Genomic DNA, 24,829 nt, shown 5'->3' on the forward strand with positions numbered 1-24,829 from the left:
GGGCCTTTCTTAATTTCTTCCAGAACCTGGCCAATATTGGTTAATACTTCCTCATTTGTAAAGCGAATCACCCGTATTCCCAACTCTTTGAGTGCAAGGGTTCTTTCCTCATCGTACTGCATCTGCTCAGCGGAATCATGTACCTCGCCATCCACCTCAATAACCAGGCGGGCTTCGTGGCAATAGAAATCAGCAATGAAACCAGCCAGCGGGTGCTGCCTTCTGAACTTATACCGATCCAGCCGTCCATTCCGAAGCCGCTTCCAAAGCACCCCCTCTGCCGCAGTCAGCTCCTTCCGGTTCTGCCTGGCAAACTCAAACTGCCTGTTGCCAGCTCCTTTATGAAAGTCCATAAAAGAAAGATAAAACAGCGATATAGGTAATGCAGTCAGTTGCAGGATCAGGTCGGCTATTAAGGCAGCAAGGTTCCTTTACCCGATACAGAAAAAATCACCAAACGATTCACCGGCCTAGTCCCCCTTCTCCGGAGGGAGAAGGGCGGGGGGCGCCCGGCTAGGGATGAGGTGATTCTCAAGTCTGCAGCACCCCTACATTATACCGCTCCGTTATCGGCGCATGGTTGGCGGCTTCGATGCCCATGCTGATGATCTTGCGGGTCTCCAGGGGGTCGATGATCCCATCTACCCACAGGCGGGCGGCGGCGTAGTAGGGGCTCAGCTGCTCGTTGTAGCGGGCCTCAATTTCCTTCAGCAGCTCCTGCTCTTCTTCCTTGCTGATTTCCTTGCCCTGTGCCTTTAGGGTAGCTACGCGTATCTGCAGCAGGGTTTTGGCAGCCGAGCCGCCGCTCATTACGGCCATCTGGGCCGTGGGCCAGGCGTAGATCAGGCGCGGGTCATAGGCCTTGCCGCACATGGCGTAGTTGCCGGCCCCGTAGCTGTTGCCCAGCACAAAGGTGAATTTGGGTACCACCGAGTTGGCCATGGCATTTACCATTTTGGCGCCGTCCTTAATGATGCCCCCATGCTCGGCCCGGCTGCCTACCATAAAGCCGCTTACATCCTGCAGAAACACCAGGGGTATTTTGCGCTGGTTGCAGTTCATGATAAAGCGGGCGGCCTTATCGGCCGAGTCGGAGTAGATCACCCCGCCCATCTGGATCTCGGTAGACTGTCCGCCGCCCTTCTTGGCCTTCACGATCTGGCGCTGGTTGGCTACAATGCCCACTGCCCAGCCATCGATGCGCGCATGGCCGCAGAGAATGGTCTGGCCGTAGTGCTCCTTGTACTCGTCAAATTCGGAATTGTCCGTCAGGCGGGTAATGATCTCGCGCATGTCATAGGGCTTGGCGCGGTCGTCGGGGAAAATCCCATAGATATCTGCCGGGTTTTTGGCAGGGGGCTGGGGTTCTGTGCGGTCAAAGCCGGCCTTGTCGAAGGCGCCGATCTTGTCCATCAGGCGCCGAATGTGGTCCAGGGCGGCCTCGTCATTGGGGAATTTATTATCCGTTACACCGCTGATCTCGCTGTGGGTAGTGGCGCCGCCCAGGGTTTCGTTGTCAATATCCTCGCCAATGGCGGCTTTTACCAGGTAAGAGCCGGCCAGGAAGATAGAGCCCGTACCGTCTACAATCAGGGCCTCATCGCTCATAATGGGCAGGTAGGCGCCGCCGGCCACACAGGAGCCCATAATGGCGGCTATCTGGATAATGCCCATGGAGCTCATGCGGGCGTTGTTGCGAAACTGCCGGCCAAAGTGTTCCTTATCAGGAAAGATCTCATCCTGCATGGGCAGAAACACCCCGGCGCTGTCTACCAGGTAAATGATGGGCAGGCGGTTTTCCATGGCAATCTCCTGCGCGCGCATGTTCTTTTTGGCGGTGATGGGAAACCAGGCGCCGGCCTTTACGGTAGCATCGTTGGCCACAAGCACACACTGGCGGCCGCTTACATAGCCAATGCCTACCACCACCCCGCCACCGGGGCAGCCGCCTACGTCCTGGTACATGCCCTCGCCGGCAAAGGCGGCCACTTCCAGAAAGTCGGAGCCTTCATCCGTCAGGTAGGCAATACGCTCCCGGGCGGTGAGCTTTCCTTTTTTATGCTGGTCGGCAATCTTTTTGTCGCCGCCACCTTTTTTTACGGTATCGAGTCGGGTCTTGAGTTGAAAAAGCTTTTGCTTGATTAGGTCTTCGTTTTTATTGAAGGCAAGATCGGTATGCATGGGCAAAAAAAGAGTTAATGACGTAGGCCAAAGATATAAAAAAAGCGGCACCTGTAAGGGGTGCCGCTGGTGAATCTAAAACGTTTGCAAGCTATTTCCGCCCGCCTCCGATCAGGGAGAAGCGCAGGTCGATGTAGCGGTGGGGGTTGGCCTGAATATCCTGCAGCAGCCGGTTAAGGCTTTCGGTGCTTTGGTTCAGGTTGGTATAGAGCGAATCGTTGTACATAAGTTTGCCCAGGCTGCCCTGGCCACTCTGCAGGTTTTCGGTTACGGCCTGCAGGTTCTGGATGGCCAGATTGGCATTGGCAACGGTGGCTTTCAGGTCGCCATCATTGAGCGAATCGGCCAGCTGGTTCATCTTGGTCATGAAAGGGGCAATGCCGTTTTGCGGATCGTTGAGCGAGGCCGAGAGGGTTTTAAGGTTGTTGGTGATGGCGTTGATATCGCGGCGATTCTCGATGACCATGAACTTGATCATGTTGGCGGTTTCCTGAAAATCGCCCAGGGCGCCGTCTACCTTACCGCCGCTGCGGCCCAGATCGGAGAGGATGTTATTTACCTTGATCAGGGTAGTATCGATCTCGGCCACGATCGGGTCGGCCCGCTGCTTGATCATTTCACTCAGCGACTGGTCAATAGTGCCCTGCAGGGTATCATTGTCCTGCAGCACGCGGCCCCTCTGCTTCAGGTCCAGCACAATGGATTTGCTGCCCAGCAGGTCGGAGTCGTGCAGGCGGGCCTCGGTGCCTTCAAACACTTCCAGGTCATCGTTAATGTCCAGCGACACCAGCATGCGGGTCTGGCTGCCGTTTTGCAGCAGCTGTATTTTGCTGACGCGGCCTACGCGATAGCCGTTTATTTCTACCGGGTTAGATACAGTAAGCCCATCAATATGGTCATAGACCACATGGTAGGTATTGGAAGGATCAAAGAAGTCGATTCCCTTCAAAAACTTAAACCCAACAAACAGGAGCCCCAGCGATACTACGGCCAGGATACCCACTTTAGCTTCTTTTGATAGCTTCACAGTAATTGGTTAAATTAATTCATTGCTTCCATTTCTTCCTTATAATCCCGGAAGGCCCTGAACAGGCCGGAAGCCATATAGGTTCTGCCCAATTCGTCGCTGAGGTATTTCTCTTCGGTCTTGTTGGTGATAAAGCCCAGCTCCACCAGCACCGAGGGCATGGTGGTTTGCCAGAGCACCAGAAAACCAGCCTGCTTAACGCCCCGGCTGGGCCGGCCTACGCGCTTTACAAACTGGTGATCAATCTTTTCGGCCAGGTGCAGGCTGTTGTGCATATGGGCGTTTTGCATGAGTGAGAACATAATGTAAGACTCCGGCGACTTGGGATCGAAGCCTTCATACTTCTGCTCATAGTTTTCTTCCAGCAAGATAACGGAGTTTTCCCGTTTGGCAACCGAAAGGTTTTGTTCGTTAACGTGCAAGCCCATGATAAAGGTTTCGGTACCAATAGCTTCTTTATTGGCGGCCGAGTTCAGGTGAATGCTGATAAAGACATCGGCACCGGCTTTATTGGCAATGGTGGCCCGCTGCTCCAGGGGAATAAAAGTGTCGTCGTTGCGGGTATAAATCACCTCTACATCGGGCAGATTTTTTTTGATGAGCTCGCCAAACTCCAGGGCCACGGCCAGGGCCACATCCTTTTCTTTGGAGATGCTGCCCAGGGCACCTGAATCTTTTCCGCCATGCCCGGCATCAATTACCACTTTGCGGATCTTGTAGTCTGCTCTCCCTGCTGGCGTAAAGGAGGCTAACAACAAAAGGAGAGCAGCGCCGGCGCAATAGACAATATTTCTCACGGTCCTTCGGTTGTTAAGTAGATAAGCCATACCTTTGTACAATACAAAATTGTGAATTTTTCGCAAAATCTGAAAGCGCAGGTGTCTCGAAAGTACGCCCTTCTTCTGGTAATATTGTGTGCCTTTTCGTTTAGTTTGCAAGCCCAGGAGGTGCCAGCCCGGGAGCGCGATCTGCCGTCGCTGCCTACGCAGCAGCAAGATACCCTTAGCACCCCCTCTTCTCAGGATTCCCTACAGATCAGCCTGCCTCAATCGGCTAAGGCCCGGGGCGACATTGAAACCACTATCAAGTACAATGCCAAAGACAGCATTATCTTTGATGCCCTTAACCGCATTGTGTACCTGTATGGGGGGGCGGTGATCACCTATGGCGATATAAAGCTGGAGGCCGCCCGCATTACCATTGACTGGACCAGCAGTACCCTGGCCGCTGTGGGGGTAACCGACAGCCTGGGTAAAGATGTGGGCAAACCGGTATTTACACAGGGGGCCGAAACCTACGTAACCGACAATATACGGTATAATTTTAAAACCCGGAAGGCCCTGATCAAAGGAGTGGTTACCCAGCAGGAAGAAGCCTACATCCATGGCGATTTTGTAAAGCGCGATGCCAATAACCACCTGCACATAAAAGGCGCCCGCTACACCACCTGCAACCTGGAGCATCCGCACTTTTACATTCAGGCCGAAAAGCTGAAGATGATGCCCAACGACAAGATTGTAGCCGGGCCTTTTCACCTGAAGATTGCCGATATCTCTACCCCCCTGGGCTTTGTGTTTGGCATGTTTCCCGTGCCGCGCAAACGCGTATCGGGGGTAATCATTCCCTCCTATGGGGAGGAAAACCGCCGCGGCTTCTTTTTGCGGGATGGGGGGTACTACTTTGCCATCAACGATTACCTGGATCTGGCCGTAACCGGCGAGGCTTACACCAAGGGCAGCCGCGGTTTTCAGATTGCTTCTAACTACCGCAAGCGCTATCAGTATGCCGGCAACTTCAGCCTGCGCTACAACCGCCAGAACCAGGGCGAGGAGGGGGAGGAGAACATCAGCAAAGATTTCTGGGTAAGCTGGAGCCACAACCCCCAGACCAAGGGGGCCAGCCGTTTTTCGGCCTCGGTAAATGCGGGTACCTCCAGCTTTACCAACAACAACCCCTCGTTGAATAACTTTGAGCGCAACCTCAACCAGCAGTTCAGCTCCAATATCAGCTACAGCAACTCGCTGCCTGGCACCCCCTTTAACCTGAGCGCCCGCGCAAGCCTGGTGCAGGATGTGGTGCGCAATACGGCCGATCTGCTGCTGCCCGAGGTAGGCCTTACCATGCAGCGCCAGTACCCGGCCCAGTGGTTTGGGCGCACAGGGCGCAGCTGGTGGGAGCAGATCAACTTCTCCTATACCGGTACGGCTACCAACCGCATCTCTAACCGGGCACAGGCCACCAGCATCTCGGGCTTTCGCATAGCCGGGGCGCCTACCGACCTGCAGCCCGAGCCCATCCCCCTCAATGCTGAAAATATTGGTACGCTCTTTCGCCGGGCCAACAATGGGGTGCGGCATGCCATACCGGTGAGTACGTCGCTTAACCTGCTGAAGCATTTTACCCTTACCCCCTCCTTTAACTACCAGGAGGTATGGAACTTCCGGGAACTGCGCTATACCGATTTTGATGCCGAGCGGGGTGGCATAGGGGTAGATACGGTGAGCGGCTTTAGCCGGGCCTCTTCCTGGAACCTCAATGCGGGGCTCAACACCAAGTTCTATGGGATGTTCTATTTCAACAAGCGCAACCCCACGCCCAAGGTGCAGGCCATTCGCCACATGGTGATCCCCACCGTGGGCTTCAGCTATGCACCCGATTTTGGCGATGCCCGCTACGGCACCTACCAGAATGTGGTGGTGGGCCGCGACCCCGCCGGCAATATCATAGAGCGGCAGCTCTCCATTTACCAGGGCTTTGCCTATGATGCCCCCCAGGCCGGGCGGCAGGGGTCTATTACCTTTGGTGTTTCCAATAACTTTGAAATGAAGGTGCGCGAAAAAGGGGATACGGCCACCACCTACAAAAAAGTACCCCTGCTGGAGCGCCTAAACTTCAGCACCAGCTATAACCTGCTGCGCGATAGCCTTAAGCTGGCGCCCATCTCCATCTCAGGCAATACCAGCCTGTTCAATAACCTGATCACCATTAACTTTGGCGGGCAGCTCAACCCCTACCTGTATCGCATAGACTCTACCTTCCGTAACCGGCAGGAGGAGCTGCAAATAGTGCAGTCACAGGTAGATAAGCTGGCCATTGCCAACGGAAGGGGCCTGGGCCGGTTGGAGCAGGTGAATGTAGGCCTGAGCACCAACCTGAGCTCGGCCGGCCTCAAGGGCGATACCCGCAGCCAGAGCCAGGCGGCCAATACGGCCGCCAGCCGCCGGGGCCTGGATGATCCCCTGGGCGAAGGCGAAGCCATGGGCGAAGACCTGGGGCAGGAGGGCCTGGCCTACCGCTACATGGACCCCAGCCAGTATGTAGACTTTACCCTGCCCTGGACCCTGCGCCTGAGCTATACCCTCAGCTACCAGAAACGGGGCTACCAGCCCACCACCATTGTACAGTCGGCCAACTTTAGTGGTGACCTGAAGGTGACTGAGAAATGGAAGGTAGGCTACACCAGCGGCTATGATTTTACCAACCATGAATTTACCGCTACCCGCCTGAGCATTTTCCGGGACCTGCACTGCTGGCAAATGAATGTAAACTGGGTGCCCTTTGGCCGTTTTCAGAGCTTTTCGGTGGATATACGGGTAAAATCGGCCGTGCTGCAGGACCTGAAGCTAAGCCGCCGCCGCAGCTTCTGGGACCAGTAGCCCCAGCCGCTCAACTGCCCCTGGCGGGTGGCTGAGCGGGCTTTGTTTATTTTCAAATTAAATCTTCTAAAAAAGGCAACCTGCACTAAGGGTTTTGAGTTAAATGGAACGTTTGACGCGCCTCCATGAACCTGCCCCAGACGGTTTTGCCACAACGCGCTCCCTTGCCCTGCCGATACGTATGGAAAAGCTAGATCAGGAAACGCTGCTTATCGATCCCCGGATTCAGCAATTATCCCAGCTTACGGTTGACATTCACCAGCAAAGTACCCTCCAGGAAAAGCTTGCCATCATTACCCGGCAGGTGCGGGAGATCATTGGTTGCCATCAGTCCGTTACCAGAATGACGGCCAACGAAGCCGGCGGTCAGGAGATCACCGAGGTATCGCTCTCCGACAAATATGCCCGCTGGCGGGAGTATGCTGCCCCCATAGATGGCTCTGGTATCTACTCACTCATCTGCCGCTTTAACAAACCCATGCGCCTTAGCCAGCAGGAGCTGGAGCAGCACCCGGCCTGGAAAGGCTTTGGCCAGCACCGGGGAGAGCATCCCCCCCTGCGCGGCTGGCTGGCCGCCCCTATCCTGGGGCAGGGGGGCAGCATAGGCCTTATTCAGCTGTCGGATAAGTATGAAGGGGAGTTTACGGCTGAAGATGAGCTGATCCTGGTGCAGCTGGCCCAGATTGCTTCTATCTCCATTGAAAATGCCCGCCTGCTGGAGCGGCTGCAAACCGCCCTGCAGGAAAAAGAAAAAGCCATTAAGCTCACCCGCACCATTACCGACAATGCCACCTCGGCCCTGGTAATGATGGACGCCACCGGCCACTGCACCTACATGAATCCGGCAGCCGAAAAGATGTTTGGCTACAGCTTTGAGGAGATCCGGCAAAAACCCCTGCATTACCAGATCCACCACCACCGGCCCGATGGCTCGCATTATCCCCTGGAAGAATGCCCCATAGACCGGGCCCTGCCCGAAAATTTTGATATACGGGCCCATGAGGATGTGTTTATCCGCAAGGATGGCACCTACTTTCCGGTACTCTGCGCCGCCAGCCCTATTTTTGAAGGGGGTGTACCCGTATCTACCGTGATTGAGGTGCGCGATGTAACCGAAGAAAGGCGCCGGCAGGAAGAAATCCTGGAAAAAATAGAGTGGATCCGCTTTTTGCTGGATGCCATGCCCCAGAAGGTGTGGACCGCCAGTGCCAATGGCAGTGTGGATTACATGAACAAGAACTGGCTAAGCTATACCGGCATTGCTTCCGAAGCGCTGCTGGACTGGGGCTGGCAGCAGATCATTCACCCTGAGGATTGGGAGCTCACCCGCCAGAAGTGGCAGGCAGCCATCGATACGGGCGAGAATTTTCAGATCGAACACCGCTTTTTGCGCCATGATGGCGAGTACCGCTGGCACCTGAGCCGGGGCCTGGCCTATAAGGACAGCACCACCGACACCATTATTCTGTGGGTGGGCACCAATACCGATATCCACGATCATAAAATAGCCCTGGAAACGGTGGCCAAAAGCAATGTGGAGCTTACCCGCACCAACAACGACCTGGATAACTTTGTCTACACCGCCTCGCACGACCTGAAGGCCCCTGTGATGAACATTGAGGGCCTGCTGCATGCGCTGGAGCGGGTCATGAAGCCCAAGGCCGGTGCCGATAAAGAAGTGGGCATGATCCTGGACATGATCCAGCAGTCCATAGGCCGCTTCAAGAACACCATCGGGCACCTTACAGAAATCTCCAAGATCCAGAAAAACCTGGAGGAAGATGTCACAGAGGTTGAGTTTGCTTCCCTGATCAGAGAAGTGCTGCTGAGCATCAGCAAGCAGGTGCGGGATACCCGGGCACTCATCAAGGTAGATACCTCGGGCTGTGAGCAGCTCCGCTTTTCACAAAAAGACCTGCACAGCATTGTGTTTAACCTGATCTCCAATGCCCTGAAGTATCACTCACCGGAACGCAAGCTGGAGATCGAGATCACTACCCGGCAGGAGGGCGCCTATGCCGTACTTTCCGTAAAGGATAATGGCCTTGGCTTTCGGCAGGAGCAGGCAGAAAAAGTATTTAGTATGTTCAAACGCCTGCACAATCATGTGGAAGGAAGTGGCGTAGGCCTTTACATTGTAAAAAGAATTGTGGATAATGCGGGCGGTACGATAAAAGTGGAAAGCGAAGTGGATCGGGGAACCCACTTTCAGCTCTATTTTAAACTGGCTACGCCCTAAATCGCAGAGTAGGAGACTTTAACGCAGATCATGAGCATTATTAATTGTACGCTGCTGGTTGATGATGATTCCATCAACAATTTTATTAATCAGCGCCTGATTGAGGAGATGGAAATTACCCGGGAGCTCTCGCTGGCCGAAAATGGCCTGGAAGCCCTGGCCTACATACGGGAGCATGGGAAGGATGAAGTACGTTGCCCGCGGCTGATCCTCCTGGACATTAACATGCCGGTGATGGATGGGTTTGAGTTCCTGCAGGAGTTTGAGAGCCTGGACTTCCCTAAAAAGGAACAGATCAAAATTGTAATGCTTACCACCTCTACCAGCCAGAAAGATGTAGACAAGCTGGGCGGTTACAAAATTGCCGGCTACATCAACAAACCCCTTACGGAAGAAAAACTGATGGACGTAGTAGAGAAGATCTTCGGCGACGAAAATCAGCCCAGCTAAACCCTTTCCGGAGATGGCCGGTTTTGTTTCCAGAGAAGAACTTTCTGTTTGGTGTGCTGGGGGATAGGTAGGGTAGCATTTTTATAAATGAGGGTAGCACCAGCGGGAAGCCTTCTGCACAGCCGGCCCTATTGTTTATTTACGCGCCTAATGCCTATGAATACCCAACCCTTGCCTCCCTTCTCTTTCTTACTCCTACTCCTGCTGGCATGGGCCTTTGGAGCCTGCCAGCCGGAGCAGCGCTCCGCCAATGGGGGTGCCGCACCCCTGGACCCCACCGTAATGGAAAATGCGCATCCCGAGCCGGAGCTGACCGAGGCCGAGCAGGACTCGCTGCTGCTTACCCGGGCTCAGGCCCTTGCCCAAACCTTTATTATTGTAGATGGGCACATAGACCTGCCCTACCGCCTGCAAAGCAAGCAGGAGGATGTAAGCAAGCGCACGCCCGGAGGGGATTTTGATGCCGAACGGGCCCAACTGGGTGGGCTCAACGCTCCCTTTATGTCCATTTACATACCAGCGTCTCTGGAAGAAAAGGGAGGAGGCAAGGCCCTGGCCGAGCGCCTGATTGGCATGGTAGAGAAGCTGGCGGCCGACCATCCCGACAAATTTGCTCTGGCGCTGTCGCCCTCCGATGTGCGGGAGAATTTTGAGCAGGGCCTTATCTCCCTGCCCATGGGCATGGAAAACGGCACCCCGCTGGAGGGCAAGCTGGATAATGTGGCCTATTTCTACCAAAAGGGTATCCGCTACATTACCCTTGCGCATAGCAAAAGCAACCATATCTGCGACTCCTCCTATGATCCCAAAAAGAAGTGGGGCGGCCTGAGCCCTTTTGGGCGGGAAGTGGTGCAGAAAATGAACGAGGTGGGCATCATGATTGATGTTTCGCACATTTCCGACAGTGCCTTTTATCAGGTCATGCGCCTCAGCAAGGCGCCGGTAATTGCTTCACATTCTTCCTGCCGGCATTTTACACCCGGCTTTGAGCGCAACATGTCCGATGATATGATCCGCGCCCTGGCCCAAAGGGGAGGGGTGATCATGATCAATTTCGGCTCGGCCTTTATCTCTGACCAGTCCCGCAAGCTCTGGGACGAGGCCAAGGCCGCCGCTGAGAAATGGGGACTGGCCCAGGGCCACAAAGCCGGCAGCACGGCCGTAGAAAAATACCGGGAGCAGTATTTTCACAAACGCAACGGCCGCAGCACGGTACAGGAAGTGGCTGCCCACATCGATCATGTGGTTAAACTGGTAGGGGCCGAGTATGTAGGCTTCGGTTCCGACTTTGATGGGGTGGGCGACAGCCTGCCCGAGGGCCTGCGCGATGTGGCCGACTACCCCAACCTGATCTATGAACTGCTAAAAATGGGCTATAGCGAAGGGGATATTCGCCGCATCTGCTCAGAAAATGTGCTGCGCGTCTGGAACGAGGTAGAGCAGTTTGCCGGGAAGGCAGCTGAGATCTCACAGGACTAATCCATCGCTATACCGATAGTATGCCTGGGGCTGTCCATCGATACCAGGGTGGGCGTAAGGTTACTGCTTATTTTGCTTTCTTCCGGGGAGGTTCTTTTTCTATCTTGGGGGCTATTGTTACCCCAGTATGGAACCGAACACCAATTTCTATTCCGCAAAGATGGCGCAGCTCTCCGACCGGGAGCTTCGCAGCATTGCCACCTATGGCATGGGCTATGATGAAAAAGGCCGGCGCGCCGCCGAGTGGGAGTTGGCCAGAAGGGGGCAGGCAGTAGCAGAAGAAGGGGTGGCAGCAGATGTCCCGGACATGGGGCAGGCAAAAGGGTATAGACCCCTTGCCCGCTCCAGCAGGCAGCCGTTGCATGAAGACGTGCTGGAAGCAGAGGAGGAAGTGCCCAGCCTGATCCCGGAAACCAATACCCTGGTGCTGGCCACTTCCGGCAAACGCTTCCTGAATCTGATCATTGATTATGTGGCCGCCATGATCTTTGCCACCATCGTAGAGTTTAGCCTGATATCTGTAAGCGAACAACTGGGCCTGACGAATCCCATGGACCTGCTGCCGGTTTTTAGCCAGCTGATCTGGTTTTTCTGGTCTACGATCTACTATACCTTTTTTGAATATGTGGTGAATGGTAAAACCATCGGCAAGATGCTTACGCGTACGCGGGTGGTAAACGAAGAAGGGGAGAAGCCCCGCTTTACCCAGATCCTGGGCAGGTCCTTTGCCAGGCTTATCCCCTTTGATGCCTTTTCCTTTTTGGGAGATGAAGCCCGTGGCTGGCACGACCGGCTGCCCAAAACCCTGGTGATCGATGATCAGAAATCGGTGCTGCGTGCCGACTATTCCCTTCCTTATGCATGATTGCCGGAAGAAAAGTCACAAATAAAAAACCTGACAGGTCGGCAAGACCTGTCAGGTTTGGTAGGTGTCCATAAAAGTACGCCAGGCCTTATCCCCTCACCCAACCTTCTACTTCTTCCAGCGTTGGGTTTTTCACCTCATTGAGCTTCATCTTCTTGCGGGTGCCGCATACATCGTTGAAAAGCTTGCTGGGGGTGCTGTTTTTTAGCTGCTCAATGGTGAGTACCTTTAGCTCCCGCAGAATGGGGATCAGCTCGGGGCGCACCCCTTTATCCAGATAATCCTGATCGGAGGCAAACTGCACCTTTTTCTCAGGACGCATCTGGGGGAAGAAGAGCACATCCTGTATGGAGTTGCTGTTGGTCATGATCATGCTCAGGCGGTCGATGCCAATGCCCAGGCCGGCGGTAGGGGGCATGCCAAACTCCAGGGCCCGCAGAAAGTCCTCATCCAGCATCATGGCTTCTTCATCGCCACGCAGGCCCAGCTCCAGCTGCTCCTCAAAGCGCTTGCGCTGGTCAATGGGGTCGTTCAGCTCCGAGAAGGCATTGCAGATCTCTTTGCCATTGCAGATGGCCTCAAAGCGCTCTACCAGCCCCTCTTTGTCGCGGTGGCGCTTGGCCAGGGGCGACATCTCTACCGGATAGTCGGTAATGAAGGTAGGCTGAATGAGCTGGGCCTCACACTTCTCGCCAAAGATCTCGTCAATAAGCTTGCCCTTGCCCATGCTTTCATCAACGGGTATGTGCAGTTGCTTGCATACCTGGCGCAGGCCGGCCTCATCCATTTCGGAGATATCGATGCCGGTGAAGTGCTGAATGGCCTCAAACATGGTGTAGCGTTTCCAGGGGCGCTGAAAGTCGATTACATGCTGACCCACCTGTACTTTGGTGTCGCCGTGCAGGTCCAGGGCTATGCGCTCTACCATTTCTTCTACCAGGTCCATCATCCAGGCGTAGTCCTTGTAGGCTACGTACAGCTCCATCTGGGTGAACTCCGGGTTGTGGAAGCGGCTCATGCCCTCGTTGCGGAAGTCTTTGGCAAACTCATATACGGCATCAAAACCGCCTACGATCAGGCGCTTCAGGTAAAGCTCGTTGGCAATACGCAGGTACAGGGTCATGTCCAGCGTATTGTGGTGGGTCTTAAAGGGGCGGGCCGCAGCACCCCCGTAGAGGGGTTGCAGAATGGGGGTTTCCACCTCCAGGTAGCCGCGGTCGTTCAGAAAGTTGCGCATGCTTTGCACCAGCTGGCTGCGCTTGCGGAAGGTTTCGCGCACATGCGGGTTCACGATCATGTCCACATAGCGCATGCGGTAGCGCTGCTCGGGATCGTCAAAGGCATCATGCACCCTTTCTACCCCCTGCTCGTCTACCTCGCGCTTCACAATGGGCAGCGGGCGCAGCGATTTGGACAGCAGCACAAACTCCCGCACATGGATGGAGATTTCGCCCGTCTGGGTAGTGAACACATGGCCCTTGATGCCGATGATATCGCCAATGTCCAGCAGTTTTTTGAAAACCGTGTTGTAAAGGGTTTTATCTTCGCCGGGGCAGATATCATCGCGCCGTACATAAAACTGCACGCGGCCGGTGGCATCCTGCAGCTCGCCAAAAGAGGCCGAGCCCATGATGCGGGTGCTCATGATGCGGCCGGCTATGGCTATATCCTTATAATCGGTCTTGCGCTTTTCGTAATTTTCGTGGATATCCTGCGCGGTCACATTTACCTCAAAACCCTCGGCCGGAAAAGGCTCCAGGCCTAATTTGCGCAGCTCTTCCATTTCATGGCGCCGGCGGATTTCCTGTTCGCTCAACTGATGCATTGCGTAAGCTTCTGTATTAAATAGATTTAGCGGGGCAAAGGTAGCAAAAAAGGGGCAGAAAAAGGAGGGGATGGCAAAGGGCCTTTCTTAAAGCAGGCGGATTCCCCGGCGTTTCATCTCTTTCTCAATAAGGGTAAACTCCCGGCTGCTCTGGCCGGCTACGGAAGTATTCTCCTGCGCCCTTCTGAAGAGGTAAGGCATTACTTTTTCTACTGGTCCGTAGGGTACGTATTTGACCACATTGTAGCCGGCGGCAGCCAGGGTAAAGGAAAGATTGTCGCTCATGCCATAGAGCTGGGCAAAGTAAAAATTAGGATCCGTGGGCTGTACACTATGTTTTTGCATGAGCACCGTTAGCAGCTGGTTGCTGTATTCATTGTGCGAGCCGGAGCACAGGCCAATGCGCTGTTTGTTGTCCAGGCAAAACTTCAGGGCCTTGTTATAGAGATCATCCGTAGCCTGTTTGCCGGGGTTAATGGGGTCAGGGTACCCAAGCTCCTGTGCCCGCTCCCGCTCCTTCTCCATATAGGCGCCCCGTACAAGCTTGGCGCCCAGCCAGATGTTGTGCATGGTGGCCATGTGCATGGCATCCTGCAGCAGCCGCAGGCCATCGGCCCGGTACAGCTGGTAGGTGTTGTATACCACAGGGGCCTGCTGATTGTATTTGCGCATCATGTCATAGGCCAGCTCATCGATGGTGTCCTGTATCCAGGTTTCTTCCCCGTCAATGAATACACGCACGCCCGCTTCGGCGGTGGCTTTGCAAATTTGATCCACCCGGCTGCGTACCCGCTCAAAGGCGGCAGTTTCCTGGGCAGAAAGTTTTTCTTTGCGCTGCACTTTTTCCAGCAACTCAAAGGCCCCGATTCCCGTAACTTTAAACACACAGAAGGGAATATGGGGTGAGTTTTTGGCCTTGGCTACCGTACGCAGAATTTCTGCCGTGGTGGCATCAAATCCCTGCTCGGTCTTTTCGCCTTCTACCGAATAATCCAGAATGGTCTTAATGCCAAAATGCGCCAGTTCCTGCACGGTGGCTTCACTTTCTTCTATGGTTTCGCCTCCGCAGAACTGCTCAAAAACAGTATGCTTCACCAGCTTGTTAATGGGTAACCGGAGCTTGAAAGCCGCTTTGAGAACGGCTGTACCTGTTTTGGTGAGCAGGTTGTTGTTCATGGAGGCAAACACCAGCCATTTTTTGCGGAGGGCTTTGTCCGACTGGGCAGCAAAAGCGGTGGCTGTATCATCAAAGGCAAGTTGCCGGGGGTGGGGGTTCGTCGGGACTACCGGATCCATAAAGGCATTTTATTACTGGTGCGAATATACAGCCATGCAGGCCTACCATCCAAAAATGCTAAATGTTTGAAAAGCAAGATGCTATGAAGTTAAACTACTATTTTGTTGTATTAATTTAAGATTGTGAGCGGTCACAACGGCCTTGTAGGCAGTGCGTTTCTATAGAGCCTTGCTTTGTGATGCTAATCAACTGTTTCTGATCTCTCTACCTGAAAATTTTTTTGCAACCACTTTTTATTTCTTCTCTATCCCTATGAAAAAACTTTTCTACCCTCTCTGGAGCCTGCTCCTCATGGGGGCACTCCTATCCACCAGCAGTTGTAAAGATGATGATGGCGACCCCCCGCTGGGCGCTGCGCCTACTCTGGCTGTAAGCGGTGCTTCTAACCCTACTGCTACTACAGCAGCGGTTGGAGAGCCGGTAAGCTTTACGGTGGCCGTTACAGCGCCGGAAGGCTTTAGCACGCTGCGGGTTACCAAAAAACTTGGCACTTCCGGCACCTCCGAAATTGTGGATGAACACAGCCATTCCGGTGCTGCAACCACCAGTTTTAGCTACCCCTTTAGCTATACGGCTACCGAAGCCGATGCCGGCCAGCAGGTGGTCTTTGACTTTGTAGCAACCGACAAGGCCAGCCAGACCGGTACTTATCAGTATATCATTACCGTTTCTGAACCTGACGATACCGATCCGGACCCGGATCCGGACCCAGATCCAGACCCGGACCCGCAGCTGGTGGTATATGAAGAAGTAGTGATGATAGCCCCTATGTACTATGCCAGCACGGCAAGCTGGGGCGGCAAGGCCTGGTTCAGTACGTCTGATGGCAATACATACGAAAATAGTGAGATCGATGCTGAGCAGGAGGGGAGCATTGCCTCCAACCGGATAGACCTGGGCTATTTCTGGAGCGATGCCCGGGGTACTGGTACGCTGGCTTCTCCGCACAGCTACCCCAAGGAAGATTTTGGTCAGATGGCCTGGACGGGTCGTAATACAAGCCTGCTTACCCTCACTACAGCAGAATTTGAAACCGTAAGCACTGCTGAGGAGCTGCAGCAGGCCTTTGAAACAGCTCCTGAAAATGAGAATGTAATCCTGGGCCAGAGCCGGGTGATCAATCTGGCCCCGGGACAGGTCATTGCCTTTAAGACCGATAGCAACCACCCCGATGGCAGCCGCTATGGCCTGCTGCTGATCCAGGAGATCAACGGTACCCGGGGCGGTCCTAATGATAATATGAAAATAAAAGTAAAATTACAGCCTCTAGACGAGTAGGTCTGGCCGGGTAGGTCTGGCCGGGTAGGCCCGGCCGGGTAGGCCTGGCCGAGTAGGGGAACAACCAGCAGAGGGCTTTCCGCTAAAGGAGAGCCCTCTTTTTTTAGCCTGGCTATATTGCCTGGTGTAGCAACCCTGGCAATACCCCCTCATACCAGCAGGTGACGTACGCTTATTTTTCAGAAAGACTCTTATAACCGTAACTGCAGCATTGCCCTATCCGTTAAATGCTGGTGCAGGTGTTCTTTTGTATTTCTATAGAATCACCGTTACGCAAACCTCTTATCCTATTTTTTGACCAATACTTCTCTTATGAACAGGTTATTCCATTCCCCTTGGAGTCTTTTACTGGTTTTCGGCCTGCTGATTGCCAGCAGCTGTAAAAAAGATGACCCAAACCCAGCGCCTTCTGTTGAAATTTCAAATCCAAACAGACCCAGCGGCACTACCTTTAATCCGGGCGACCCCATTACGTTTACCATAACCGTATCGGCTCCGGGCGGGCTTAAGCGCCTGTCGTTCAATAAGCAAGCCGGCAGCGGCGAGCCTGAGGCGGTGCTTGAGCCCGTAAACGGGGATGGTGCCGGCACCTTTACGCACAACTTCACCTATACGGCCATGGTAGCCGATGGCGGCAAGCAGGTGGTGCTGAACATTGTGGCCGAAGACAATGCCGGGCAGCAGGGTACCGCGCAGTATGCCTATACCGTAACCGAATACCCCATTGTAGAATACAAGAATATTCAACTGGTATCGGCCCAGCACGATTCTACCTCCAAAACCTGGTTTAGCACCCTGCGGGGCGAGCGCTTTAGCAGCAAGGAGATCAAGGAGCAGATTGCGGCCGGCAATGATATCTCCAGCGGAATTGACATCAGCTATTTCTATGGAGATAATATGAACGCTACGATCTCTTCGCCCAGCTTTTACCCCAAGGCCGACTCGGGCTTTAAGGGATGGGGCAATATCAATGCCACCCACCTGCGTAACTCCAGCATGACCCCTGCCCAGTTTGCCCAAATCAGCTCCTTTGCCGATCTGGAGGCAGCTTTTCAGGCAGGCATTACCAATCGGGACCATCAGGATGCCAACGCTACCTACCACCAGGATCGCATCATGCGCCTGACCAAAGATAAGGTAGTAGTGTTCAGAACAGACCCGAACTACAATGGCGGCAGCCGCTACGGAGCCTTGCTGGTTACCGAGATCAAGGGAACCCGCGGTGCGCAGGATTACCTGCAGTTTGATATGAAGGTGATGCCCATTCCGGCTGAATAAGCCTGGTCTGCATTCAAAACAAAAACAGAAAGCTCCCGCCGGCAGTGATGCCCGGGAGCTTTTTTATGTCTGATTAGGGGATTAAACACCCCTGCCACTTAAAGCTTGAAAGCAAAAAAAATGCCCTGGCTTCGGCTCAGCGAGGGGATGTAGGCATTGAATTACCGGGTAGCTGCACAACCTTTTGCATAAACTCCTCCAAGATTTCCAGACAGCGCTCTTCCTGCTCAAACATGCCCATATGGCCGGTTTCCTCCAGAATGTAGGCCTGATAATCGGCCAGCTGCAGGAGTTGCTGCTTGCTGTCCTCCAGAGGTACGGCGCTGTCATGCTCGCCAATAACATACAGAATGGGCCCGCTAAAGGCTTCCAGTACCCGCAGGCGATTGGGCCGCTGCTGCATGGCCCGGGTGTAGCCAATCAGGGTATATTCAGGGGTGGTGGCGGCATCGGCCACTACCTGTTGAATACGGCCTTGCAGATAAGGGCGGTTGGTAGGATGAAACAGCTGGGGAACAAAGCTGGTGGCAAAGGTTTCTACCCCATGCTTTTCTACAAAATCGATCACATGGGTGCGGGAACGCTTTTTTTCGGCACTGTCGGCATAAGCAGTAGAGTTGAAGAGCCCGATGCCGGCCACCAGGGAAGGATGCCGCTCCAGCATGGCCAGGGCTACATACCCTCCCAGCGAGTGGCCCACAAGTACAGCCTTGCCAATGCCCAGCTGCTCCAGCCAGCCAGCCAGGCGATCGGCCACATCGCTCAGGCTAAAACCTGCCGGCAGCGAGCTGCTCTTGCCAAAGCCGGGCAGATCAGGACAAAGTACCCTGTATTTTTTGCCTAAAGGAGAAAGATAATGCGCCCAGACCTGATGGGTCTCGCAGAACCCATGCAGCAGCACCAGGGGAATACCATCGTGTGAGGGGCGGGGCGGAACCTCCATTCCGGGAACGGAGGTTCCCGGAACGGAGGTATCTGTCAAAGGCGCTGCCGCCTCCGGAGCCATCTCTACATAGTACGGATCGGTCATGTGCCGCTTGCTAGACGATGCTGGTAGTCTTGGTGTTTGCCACAGCGGCCAGCTCTCGTACGGCGCTGGCAATGCCCTCGGGATCAAAGCCACACTCCCGGTGTAGCTCCAGCTGCTCGCCATGCTCCACAATACGGTCGGGGATGCCCAGTCGTTTTACGGTGGCGCTGTAGCCCTGGTCGGCCATCCATTCCAGCACGGCACTGCCAAAACCACCCATCAGGCAGCCATCTTCTACGGTTACTACCTTGTTGAATTTTTTGAATATTTTGTGCAACAGTGCGCTATCCAGCGGTTTGGCAAAACGCATGTCGTAATGGGCCGGTTGCAGGCCCTCGGCCGCCAGCAGCTGGCTGGCTTCTGCTACATAATTTCCAATGGGACCAAGGGTAAGAATGGCCACTTCTTCGCCTTCCTGTACCAGGCGGCCGATGCCATCCTCGATCTTTTCCATCGGAGTTTTCCAGTTGGGCATAACGCCCTGGCCCCGGGGGTAGCGAATGCTGTAGGCACCCTCACGGGGCAGCTGGGCACTGTACATCATGTTGCGCAGCTCGGCCTCATCCATGGGCGAGGCCACCACAATGTTGGGGATGCTGCGCATGTAGGCAATGTCATAGGCGCCGTGGTGTGTGGGCCCGTCGGCGCCGGCAAAACCGGCCCTGTCCAGGCAAAAGACCACGTGCAGGTTCTGGATGCAGACATCATGCACTACCTGATCATAGGCCCGCTGCATAAAGGTGCTATAGATGTTGCAGAAGGGCACCAGGCCCTGAGTGGCCAGGCCGGCCGAAAAGGTAACGGCATGCTGCTCGGCTATGCCTACATCAAAGGCCCGCTCGGGCATGGCCTTCATCATAATATTAAGGCTGGAGCCCGAGGGCATGGCCGGGGTAATGCCCATGATCTTGGGGTTCTGCTCGGCCAGCTCTACCAGCGTATGCCCAAACACATCCTGGAACTTGGGCGGCTGGGGTTTGTCGTATACGGTTTTATGAATTTCGCCGGTGATCTTGTCAAAAACACCGGGGGCATGCCATTTGGTCTGGTCCTGCTCGGCCAGGGCAAAGCCTTTGCCCTTGGTGGTGATGCAGTGCAGGATCTTAGGCCCCGGTATGTTGCGCATATCCTTGAAAATGTGCACCAGATGGTCCACATCGTGCCCGTCTACCGGCCCAAAGTAGCGCAGGTTCAGGCTCTCAAACATGTTGCTGTGCTGCAGCAGAAAGGATTTAATGCTGTTTTCTACCTTGCTGACCACTTCCTGGGCTGAGGTGCCAAACTTGCTGAACTTGCCCAGCAGTTTCCATACTTCTTCCTTGGCCTTATTATAGGTATGGCTGGTAGTAATGTCGGTCAGGTAATCTTTCAGCGCCCCTACGTTGGGGTCTATGCTCATGCAGTTGTCGTTGAGCACAATCAGCAGGTTGGAGTTGCTTACGCCGGCGTGGTTCATAGCCTCAAAGGCCATGCCGCCCGTCATGGCGCCATCCCCAATGACGGCAATGTGCTGGCGGTCGGCCTCTCCTTTATACTGGGAAGCCATGGCCATGCCCAGCGCTGCCGAAATGGAGGTAGAGCTGTGGCCCACGCCAAAGGTATCATAGGGGCTTTCCTTGCGTTTGGGAAAACCGGACAGCCCGCCGTACTTGCGGTTGGTATGAAAGCTGTCGCGGCGGCCGGTCAGGATCTTGTGTCCGTAGGCCTGGTGGCCAACGTCCCAGACCAGCTGGTCGTAAGGGGTATTGAAGGCATAATGCAGGGCTACGGTAAGTTCTATCACCCCCAGGCTGGCCCCAAAGTGCCCGCCGTATACCGATACATTATCGATCACAAATTGCCGTAATTCCGAAGAAAGTTGTACCAGTTGCTTCTGGTCCAGTTTACGCAGATCGGCAGGGCTTTCTATGGCAGCCAGCAATTCTCCCGGTTTTATCAGCATCTCCCTTTTTTGTAAAATAGTAGAACGAACAAATTTAACAAAAGTTTATGAAAATGGAACGGGCGCACGGGCGCTCGCAGGCTGTACTTTTGTTTTTCAGGGCCTGCCGCCCTGCTATTCCTGGCAATAAAGATGCCGAATCTTACAGAAAAATAGCCTATTTCTGCCTACTTTTAACGTTCAGAAAAGCCAGTGTGTGAGTTTCGAGATAAAATTACCCCTGTTTGAAGGTCCGTTTGATTTGCTGCTCTTCTTTATAGAACGAGACGAGCTGGACATACACGATATCCCCATCTCCCGGATCACCCATGATTTTCTGGAGTACACCTACCAGCTGGAGGCCCTGAACATTGAGCTGGCCAGCGAGTTTATGCTGGTAGCCGCCACCCTGATGCGCATCAAGGCCAAAATGCTGCTGCCCCGCCCACAGTTAAATGAAGAAGGGCAGGAGATAGACCCCCGCGAAGAACTGGTACGCCACCTGCTGGAGTACAAAAAGTATAAATCGGTGGTGCAGGAGCTGGCCCGGATGGAAGAGCAGCAGCAGCTCCGGGAAAAGCGGGGAAATGTACTTGCCGAATATCAGCAGCTGGCCAGCCTGCAGGAGGCCGACACCGAATTGCAGCAGCTGGACCTCTACAAACTCATGCAGGTATTTCAGCGGGTCATGAAGCGCTATGAGATCAGCAGCCAGCAGCCGGTGCACCAGATTGTGCCCTATCCCTACACCATAAGCGGGCAGAAAAGCTATATGCTGCAGTTGCTGGAAGCGAGCGAGCGTGTTTCTTTTGCTGATATTATTGCGGCCAAGCCGGAAAAGATCGGGGTAATCTTTAATTTTCTGGCCATTCTGGAATTGCTGCAGCTTAACGAAATCAACATGCATATTGGTGAAGGCTTTAACAATTTCTGGATTTTTAAACCGGCTGTTCCGGTAAGCGTTTCCATGTAATCAATGAACGTCGATACCCAGAAAGTTTTAAAAACCCTCAACCCCCGCAAGGTGTGGATACCCGTGCTGCTCGGCATTGGCATTGTGGTGGCCATGATGCTGTTTGATGATAATCTTACGGCCGACAAGCTGCTGCTGATCTCCCATGCCGGCGGCGGCTCCCTCTTGCTGGCGCTGCTCATTATTCTGTGCCGGGATATAGGCTATATCTACCGCATTCGCATTGTTACCGGCAAGCAGCTCAGTTGGATGAGCAGTGTATATGTGATCCTGCTCTGGGAATTTGCCTCGGCCGTAACCCCCTCGGTGGTAGGGGGCACAGCGGTAGCTATTTTTATTCTATGGAAGGAAGGCATCAAGCTGGGGCAGGCCCTGGCCTATGCCATGCTTACCGCCATTCTGGACAATATGTTCTTTGTAGTGGCGGCGCCCATTGCTATACTGTTATCGGGCGGGCAGGCGTTTCCGCGGCTGGAGGCCGCCAACCTGCAGTTTGGCGGCAGCCTGGAAGTGCTCTTTTACATCAGCTACGGCCTTATTACCCTCTATACGCTGGTGATGTCGCTGGCCCTGTTCAGCAAGCCGCGGGCCTTTAAATGGCTGCTCATCAAAGCCACGTCCATTGGTTTTTTGCGGCGCTGGCGGCATGGGGCTGTTAACCGTGGCAATGAGATCATCATGGCCTCCCGGCAGTTCAGGGGCAGGGGCTGGGAGTTCTGGGCTAAAATAGCACTGGCCACCCTTTTTGTCTGGATTGCCCGCTACTTTACACTCAATGCAGTGATCAGCGCCTTTGCCGATCTTACGCTCAGCGAGCACCTGCTGGTGTTTGGCCGCCAGATCGTTATGTGGATCACCATGCTCATTTCGCCTACGCCGGGCAGCAGTGGCTTTGCCGAGGGGCTCTTTCCCCAGTTCTTTGGCGCCTTTTTGCTGGACTATACCCTGGTAGCCAACATTCTCTGGCGTATGGTCACCTATTACCCCTACCTGATCCTGGGCGCTCTGGTGCTGCCCCGCTGGCTGCAGCGGGTGTTTCTGCAGAAAAACCCATAGAGGAATAAGCACAAAAAAGGCCCGCTGCTGCAGCGGGCCTTTTTTTGTGCACTACTATATAGTATGCTTAGGCGTACATCTCCAGACCGCTGAAAAAGAAGCTGCCTTCCAGCTGCGCATTCTCGTCGGAGTCGGAGCCATGTACTGCATTGGCCTCAATCGATTTTGCAAATTTCTTGCGGATGGTTCCCTCTTCGGCCTGAGCCGGGTTGGTAGCGCCAATCAATTTGCGGAAGTCGGCTACCGCATTTTCTTTTTCCAATACTGCAGCCATGATGCGGCCGCTGCTCATGTAACGCTTCAGGTCGTTGTAAAAGGGGCGCTCCTTGTGCACTTCGTAGAACTGACCGGCACGCTCCTCGCTCAGGGAAGTAAGCTTCAGGGCTACGATGCGGAAGCCCGCTTCTTCGATCATCTTTAAAATAGCACCGCTGTTGCCATCGGCTACAGCATCGGGCTTAATCATGGTGAATGTTCTGTTTCCTGCCATTGTATTTAGGGTTAAGTGATTGCAAGGTGAAACCGGCCGCAAAAATAGCAGATTCTGCCAAATAGTTAGGCCTGCCCGACTATTTCCGGCAGGGGGTGCAGCAGTTTTAGTACTGGCTGGCCTGTGGTGAAATGCCAGAGGCTTACGGCCTGCAGGCGCTGCCCTACTAGGTATAACAGGCTGGCACCCGGCATAAAAAGGCGCCAGGTCCCTATTTTGTTTTCAGCCAAAATAGTTGCAGTTTTGCACCTTATCTGATTGAGAGAGAAGGCTGACATACATGCAGCAAGTTATCCATGCATTTAAGGAGGCCATCAGCCAGCCGAGGCGCGTAGTGATCACCACTCACCACAAGCCCGATGCCGATGCGCTGGGGTCTTCATTAGGACTGGCCGCATACCTGAAGAAAAAAGGGCATGAGGTGTCGGTAATTTCCCCCACCGATTATCCGGCATTTCTGGCCTGGATGAAGGGAAATGACGAGGTGATCATCTTCAGCGAAGACAAGACCGGCCGTGCCGCACAGCTGGTGGCCGATGCCGAGCTTATTTTCTGCCTCGATTTCTCGGTACTATCCCGCATCAACGAACTGGGTGAGCTGGTACGGCAGTCGGCTGCCGAAAAGGTGCTCATTGACCACCACCTGGAGCCCGAAGACTTTGCCACCTATTCTTTCTGGACCATAGAGGCCTCCTCTACGGCCGAGCTGGTTTTTCAGCTGATCGTAGACCTGGGTGATCTGCACCTGATCGATGCTGAACTTGCCAATGCGCTTTATGCCGGCATCATGACGGACACCGGTTCCTTTAAGCACCCCAGCACCACGGCCCGCACCCATGAGGTGGTGGCCCAGCTGATTCGCCAGGGCGCCAATGTGCACAAGGTCAGCAAACTCATCTACGACAATAGTACCCTGGAGCGGCTGCGTTTTCTGGGTTTTGCCCTAAGCGAAAAGCTGCAGGTGCTGCCCGAGTACAATACCGCTTATATTGCCATTACGGCTGAGGAGCTGGCCCGCTACAATTCCCAGACCGGCGATACCGAAGGCCTGGTAAACTATGCCCTTTCCATACAGGGGGTGGTAATGGCGGCCCTGATCGTAGACCGTACCGAAGCCATTAAGATCTCCTTCCGCTCCATCGGTGATTTTTCGGTGAACCAGTTTGCCCGCACTCATTTTCAGGGGGGTGGGCACAAAAATGCGGCCGGGGGCGTTTCCTATCAGTCACTGGATGAAACTGTACAAAAGTTTGTTGCTCTTCTGCCACAGTACAAAGAGCAGCTGCAAGCAAAAATATTAATTTACGAATAGCAATGCACAAAATTTCGTTTCTGGCTGGCCTTCTGCTGGTAGTTGTAGGCCTTTCTTCCTGTAGTAAAAAAGACCGCGAAGTAGGGGATATGAAAACCCGCGAAAGTGGCCTCCAATACCAGTTCTTTCGCCTTGGCGAAGAGCAGCAGCCCGACAGCAGCCAGCTGCTGGTGATGCACATGACGGCCACCACGGCCACCGACTCTGTGCTGTTTGATACCCGCACCCAGGGCTTTCCCATGGCCCTGCCGGCCAACGACCCCAACATGAAAGGCATGATGGCCGAAGGCATCAAGCTGCTGCACAAAGGGGATAGCGCCCAGTTTGTAATTCCTGCCAAGGATTTTTACCTGCAGACCGCCAGCGTGCCCGTGCCTCAGGGCATTGATGAGAACGGCAACCTGAAATTCAACATCGGTGTGGTAGAAGTAACCGACGAGAACGGCTACCGCGAAATGCAGATGGAGTTTTC

At 54.2% G+C, this 24,829-nt stretch carries 20 protein-coding genes; 11 read left to right on the forward strand and 9 right to left on the reverse strand.

The features are described from left to right. The 4 genes from ADICEAN_RS12475 to ADICEAN_RS12490 form a co-directional block, all read right to left on the reverse strand. Positions 1 to 353: endonuclease domain-containing protein (locus ADICEAN_RS12475; RefSeq protein WP_040397034.1), on the reverse strand; the 353-nt coding region annotated here is incomplete at its 3' end. A 178-nt stretch (positions 354 to 531) separates the two neighbouring features. Further along, entirely contained in the window at positions 532 to 2,181 is a 1,650-nt protein-coding gene (locus ADICEAN_RS12480; RefSeq protein ID WP_009195968.1) for an acyl-CoA carboxylase subunit beta, read from the reverse strand. Between the two features lie 91 nt (positions 2,182 to 2,272). Next, positions 2,273 to 3,208, reverse strand: coding sequence for an MlaD family protein (locus ADICEAN_RS12485; protein ID WP_009195969.1), 936 nt, complete (start codon positions 3,206 to 3,208; stop codon positions 2,273 to 2,275). Positions 3,209 to 3,222: 14 nt separating this feature from the next. After that, on the reverse strand, positions 3,223 to 4,035 hold the full coding sequence (locus tag ADICEAN_RS12490) for an N-acetylmuramoyl-L-alanine amidase family protein (RefSeq protein WP_009195970.1): 813 nt from the start codon (positions 4,033 to 4,035) through the stop codon (positions 3,223 to 3,225). 105 nt (positions 4,036 to 4,140) lie between these two features. On the opposite strand from ADICEAN_RS12490, the gene ADICEAN_RS12495 reads away from it, so the two are divergent. From ADICEAN_RS12495 to ADICEAN_RS21275, 5 genes are all read left to right on the forward strand, one after another. Beyond that, positions 4,141 to 6,864: a putative LPS assembly protein LptD gene (locus ADICEAN_RS12495; RefSeq protein ID WP_236612909.1), complete on the forward strand. Its 2,724-nt coding sequence runs from the start codon at positions 4,141 to 4,143 to the stop codon at positions 6,862 to 6,864. Positions 6,865 to 7,045: 181 nt separating this feature from the next. Next, positions 7,046 to 9,103, forward strand: a complete 2,058-nt coding sequence (locus ADICEAN_RS21270; protein WP_051068857.1) for a PAS domain S-box protein — start codon at positions 7,046 to 7,048, stop codon at positions 9,101 to 9,103. A 30-nt stretch (positions 9,104 to 9,133) separates the two neighbouring features. Further along, complete coding sequence (locus ADICEAN_RS12505) at positions 9,134 to 9,553, forward strand: response regulator (protein ID WP_009195973.1); 420 nt, start codon at positions 9,134 to 9,136, stop codon at positions 9,551 to 9,553. A 156-nt stretch (positions 9,554 to 9,709) separates the two neighbouring features. Further along, positions 9,710 to 11,032: a dipeptidase gene (locus tag ADICEAN_RS12510; RefSeq protein WP_152426420.1), complete on the forward strand. Its 1,323-nt coding sequence runs from the start codon at positions 9,710 to 9,712 to the stop codon at positions 11,030 to 11,032. Between the two features lie 127 nt (positions 11,033 to 11,159). Next, a complete protein-coding gene (locus ADICEAN_RS21275; RefSeq protein ID WP_009195975.1) occupies positions 11,160 to 11,897 on the forward strand; it encodes an RDD family protein in 738 nt (245 codons plus the stop codon). An 88-nt stretch (positions 11,898 to 11,985) separates the two neighbouring features. Here ADICEAN_RS21275 and lysS read toward each other — a convergent pair whose 3' ends face one another. Then, positions 11,986 to 13,722, reverse strand: coding sequence for a lysine--tRNA ligase (gene lysS / locus ADICEAN_RS12520; RefSeq protein ID WP_009195976.1), 1,737 nt, complete (start codon positions 13,720 to 13,722; stop codon positions 11,986 to 11,988). Positions 13,723 to 13,809: 87 nt separating this feature from the next. Next, the gene (locus tag ADICEAN_RS12525) at positions 13,810 to 15,018 is read right to left on the reverse strand and encodes a proline dehydrogenase family protein (protein ID WP_009195977.1); all 1,209 of its coding nucleotides are present in this window, start codon (positions 15,016 to 15,018) and stop codon (positions 13,810 to 13,812) included. 253 nt (positions 15,019 to 15,271) lie between these two features. Here ADICEAN_RS12525 and ADICEAN_RS22870 point away from each other — a divergent pair, with 253 nt between their 5' ends. Together ADICEAN_RS22870 and ADICEAN_RS12535 are read left to right on the forward strand one after the other, a co-directional pair. After that, positions 15,272 to 16,297, forward strand: a complete 1,026-nt coding sequence (locus ADICEAN_RS22870) for a hypothetical protein (RefSeq protein ID WP_009195978.1) — start codon at positions 15,272 to 15,274, stop codon at positions 16,295 to 16,297. A 312-nt stretch (positions 16,298 to 16,609) separates the two neighbouring features. Next, on the forward strand, positions 16,610 to 17,575 hold the full coding sequence (locus tag ADICEAN_RS12535) for an Ig-like domain-containing protein (protein ID WP_009195979.1): 966 nt from the start codon (positions 16,610 to 16,612) through the stop codon (positions 17,573 to 17,575). 136 nt (positions 17,576 to 17,711) lie between these two features. Here the strand turns inward: ADICEAN_RS12535 and ADICEAN_RS12540 are convergent, their stop codons facing one another. Both ADICEAN_RS12540 and dxs read right to left on the reverse strand, forming a co-directional pair. After that, positions 17,712 to 18,605, reverse strand: a complete 894-nt coding sequence (locus ADICEAN_RS12540) for an alpha/beta fold hydrolase (protein ID WP_009195980.1) — start codon at positions 18,603 to 18,605, stop codon at positions 17,712 to 17,714. Between the two features lie 10 nt (positions 18,606 to 18,615). Beyond that, positions 18,616 to 20,547 carry a 1-deoxy-D-xylulose-5-phosphate synthase gene (gene dxs, locus ADICEAN_RS12545; RefSeq protein WP_009195981.1) on the reverse strand — a complete coding sequence of 644 codons (1,932 nt, stop codon included), beginning with the start codon at positions 20,545 to 20,547 and terminating at the stop codon, positions 18,616 to 18,618. 196 nt (positions 20,548 to 20,743) lie between these two features. On the opposite strand from dxs, the gene ADICEAN_RS12550 reads away from it, so the two are divergent. Together ADICEAN_RS12550 and ADICEAN_RS12555 are read left to right on the forward strand one after the other, a co-directional pair. Then, positions 20,744 to 21,499 carry a segregation and condensation protein A gene (locus ADICEAN_RS12550; RefSeq protein WP_009195982.1) on the forward strand — a complete coding sequence of 252 codons (756 nt, stop codon included), beginning with the start codon at positions 20,744 to 20,746 and terminating at the stop codon, positions 21,497 to 21,499. 3 nt (positions 21,500 to 21,502) lie between these two features. Continuing rightward, positions 21,503 to 22,555, forward strand: a complete 1,053-nt coding sequence (locus ADICEAN_RS12555; RefSeq protein ID WP_009195983.1) for a lysylphosphatidylglycerol synthase transmembrane domain-containing protein — start codon at positions 21,503 to 21,505, stop codon at positions 22,553 to 22,555. Positions 22,556 to 22,622: 67 nt separating this feature from the next. On the opposite strand, the gene ADICEAN_RS12560 is transcribed toward ADICEAN_RS12555, so the two are convergent. Further along, positions 22,623 to 23,045, reverse strand: a complete 423-nt coding sequence (locus ADICEAN_RS12560) for a nucleoside-diphosphate kinase (protein ID WP_040397040.1) — start codon at positions 23,043 to 23,045, stop codon at positions 22,623 to 22,625. A 280-nt stretch (positions 23,046 to 23,325) separates the two neighbouring features. Between ADICEAN_RS12560 and ADICEAN_RS12565 the strand changes: the two genes are divergently transcribed. Together ADICEAN_RS12565 and ADICEAN_RS12570 are read left to right on the forward strand one after the other, a co-directional pair. Continuing rightward, positions 23,326 to 24,357: a DHH family phosphoesterase gene (locus ADICEAN_RS12565; RefSeq protein ID WP_009195986.1), complete on the forward strand. Its 1,032-nt coding sequence runs from the start codon at positions 23,326 to 23,328 to the stop codon at positions 24,355 to 24,357. A 2-nt stretch (positions 24,358 to 24,359) separates the two neighbouring features. After that, a partial coding sequence (locus ADICEAN_RS12570; protein WP_040397043.1) for an FKBP-type peptidyl-prolyl cis-trans isomerase occupies positions 24,360 to 24,829 on the forward strand: 470 nt, incomplete at its 3' end.

Source organism: Cesiribacter andamanensis AMV16 (assembly GCF_000348925.1).
Classification (GTDB): Bacteria; Bacteroidota; Bacteroidia; order Cytophagales; family Cyclobacteriaceae; genus Cesiribacter; species Cesiribacter andamanensis.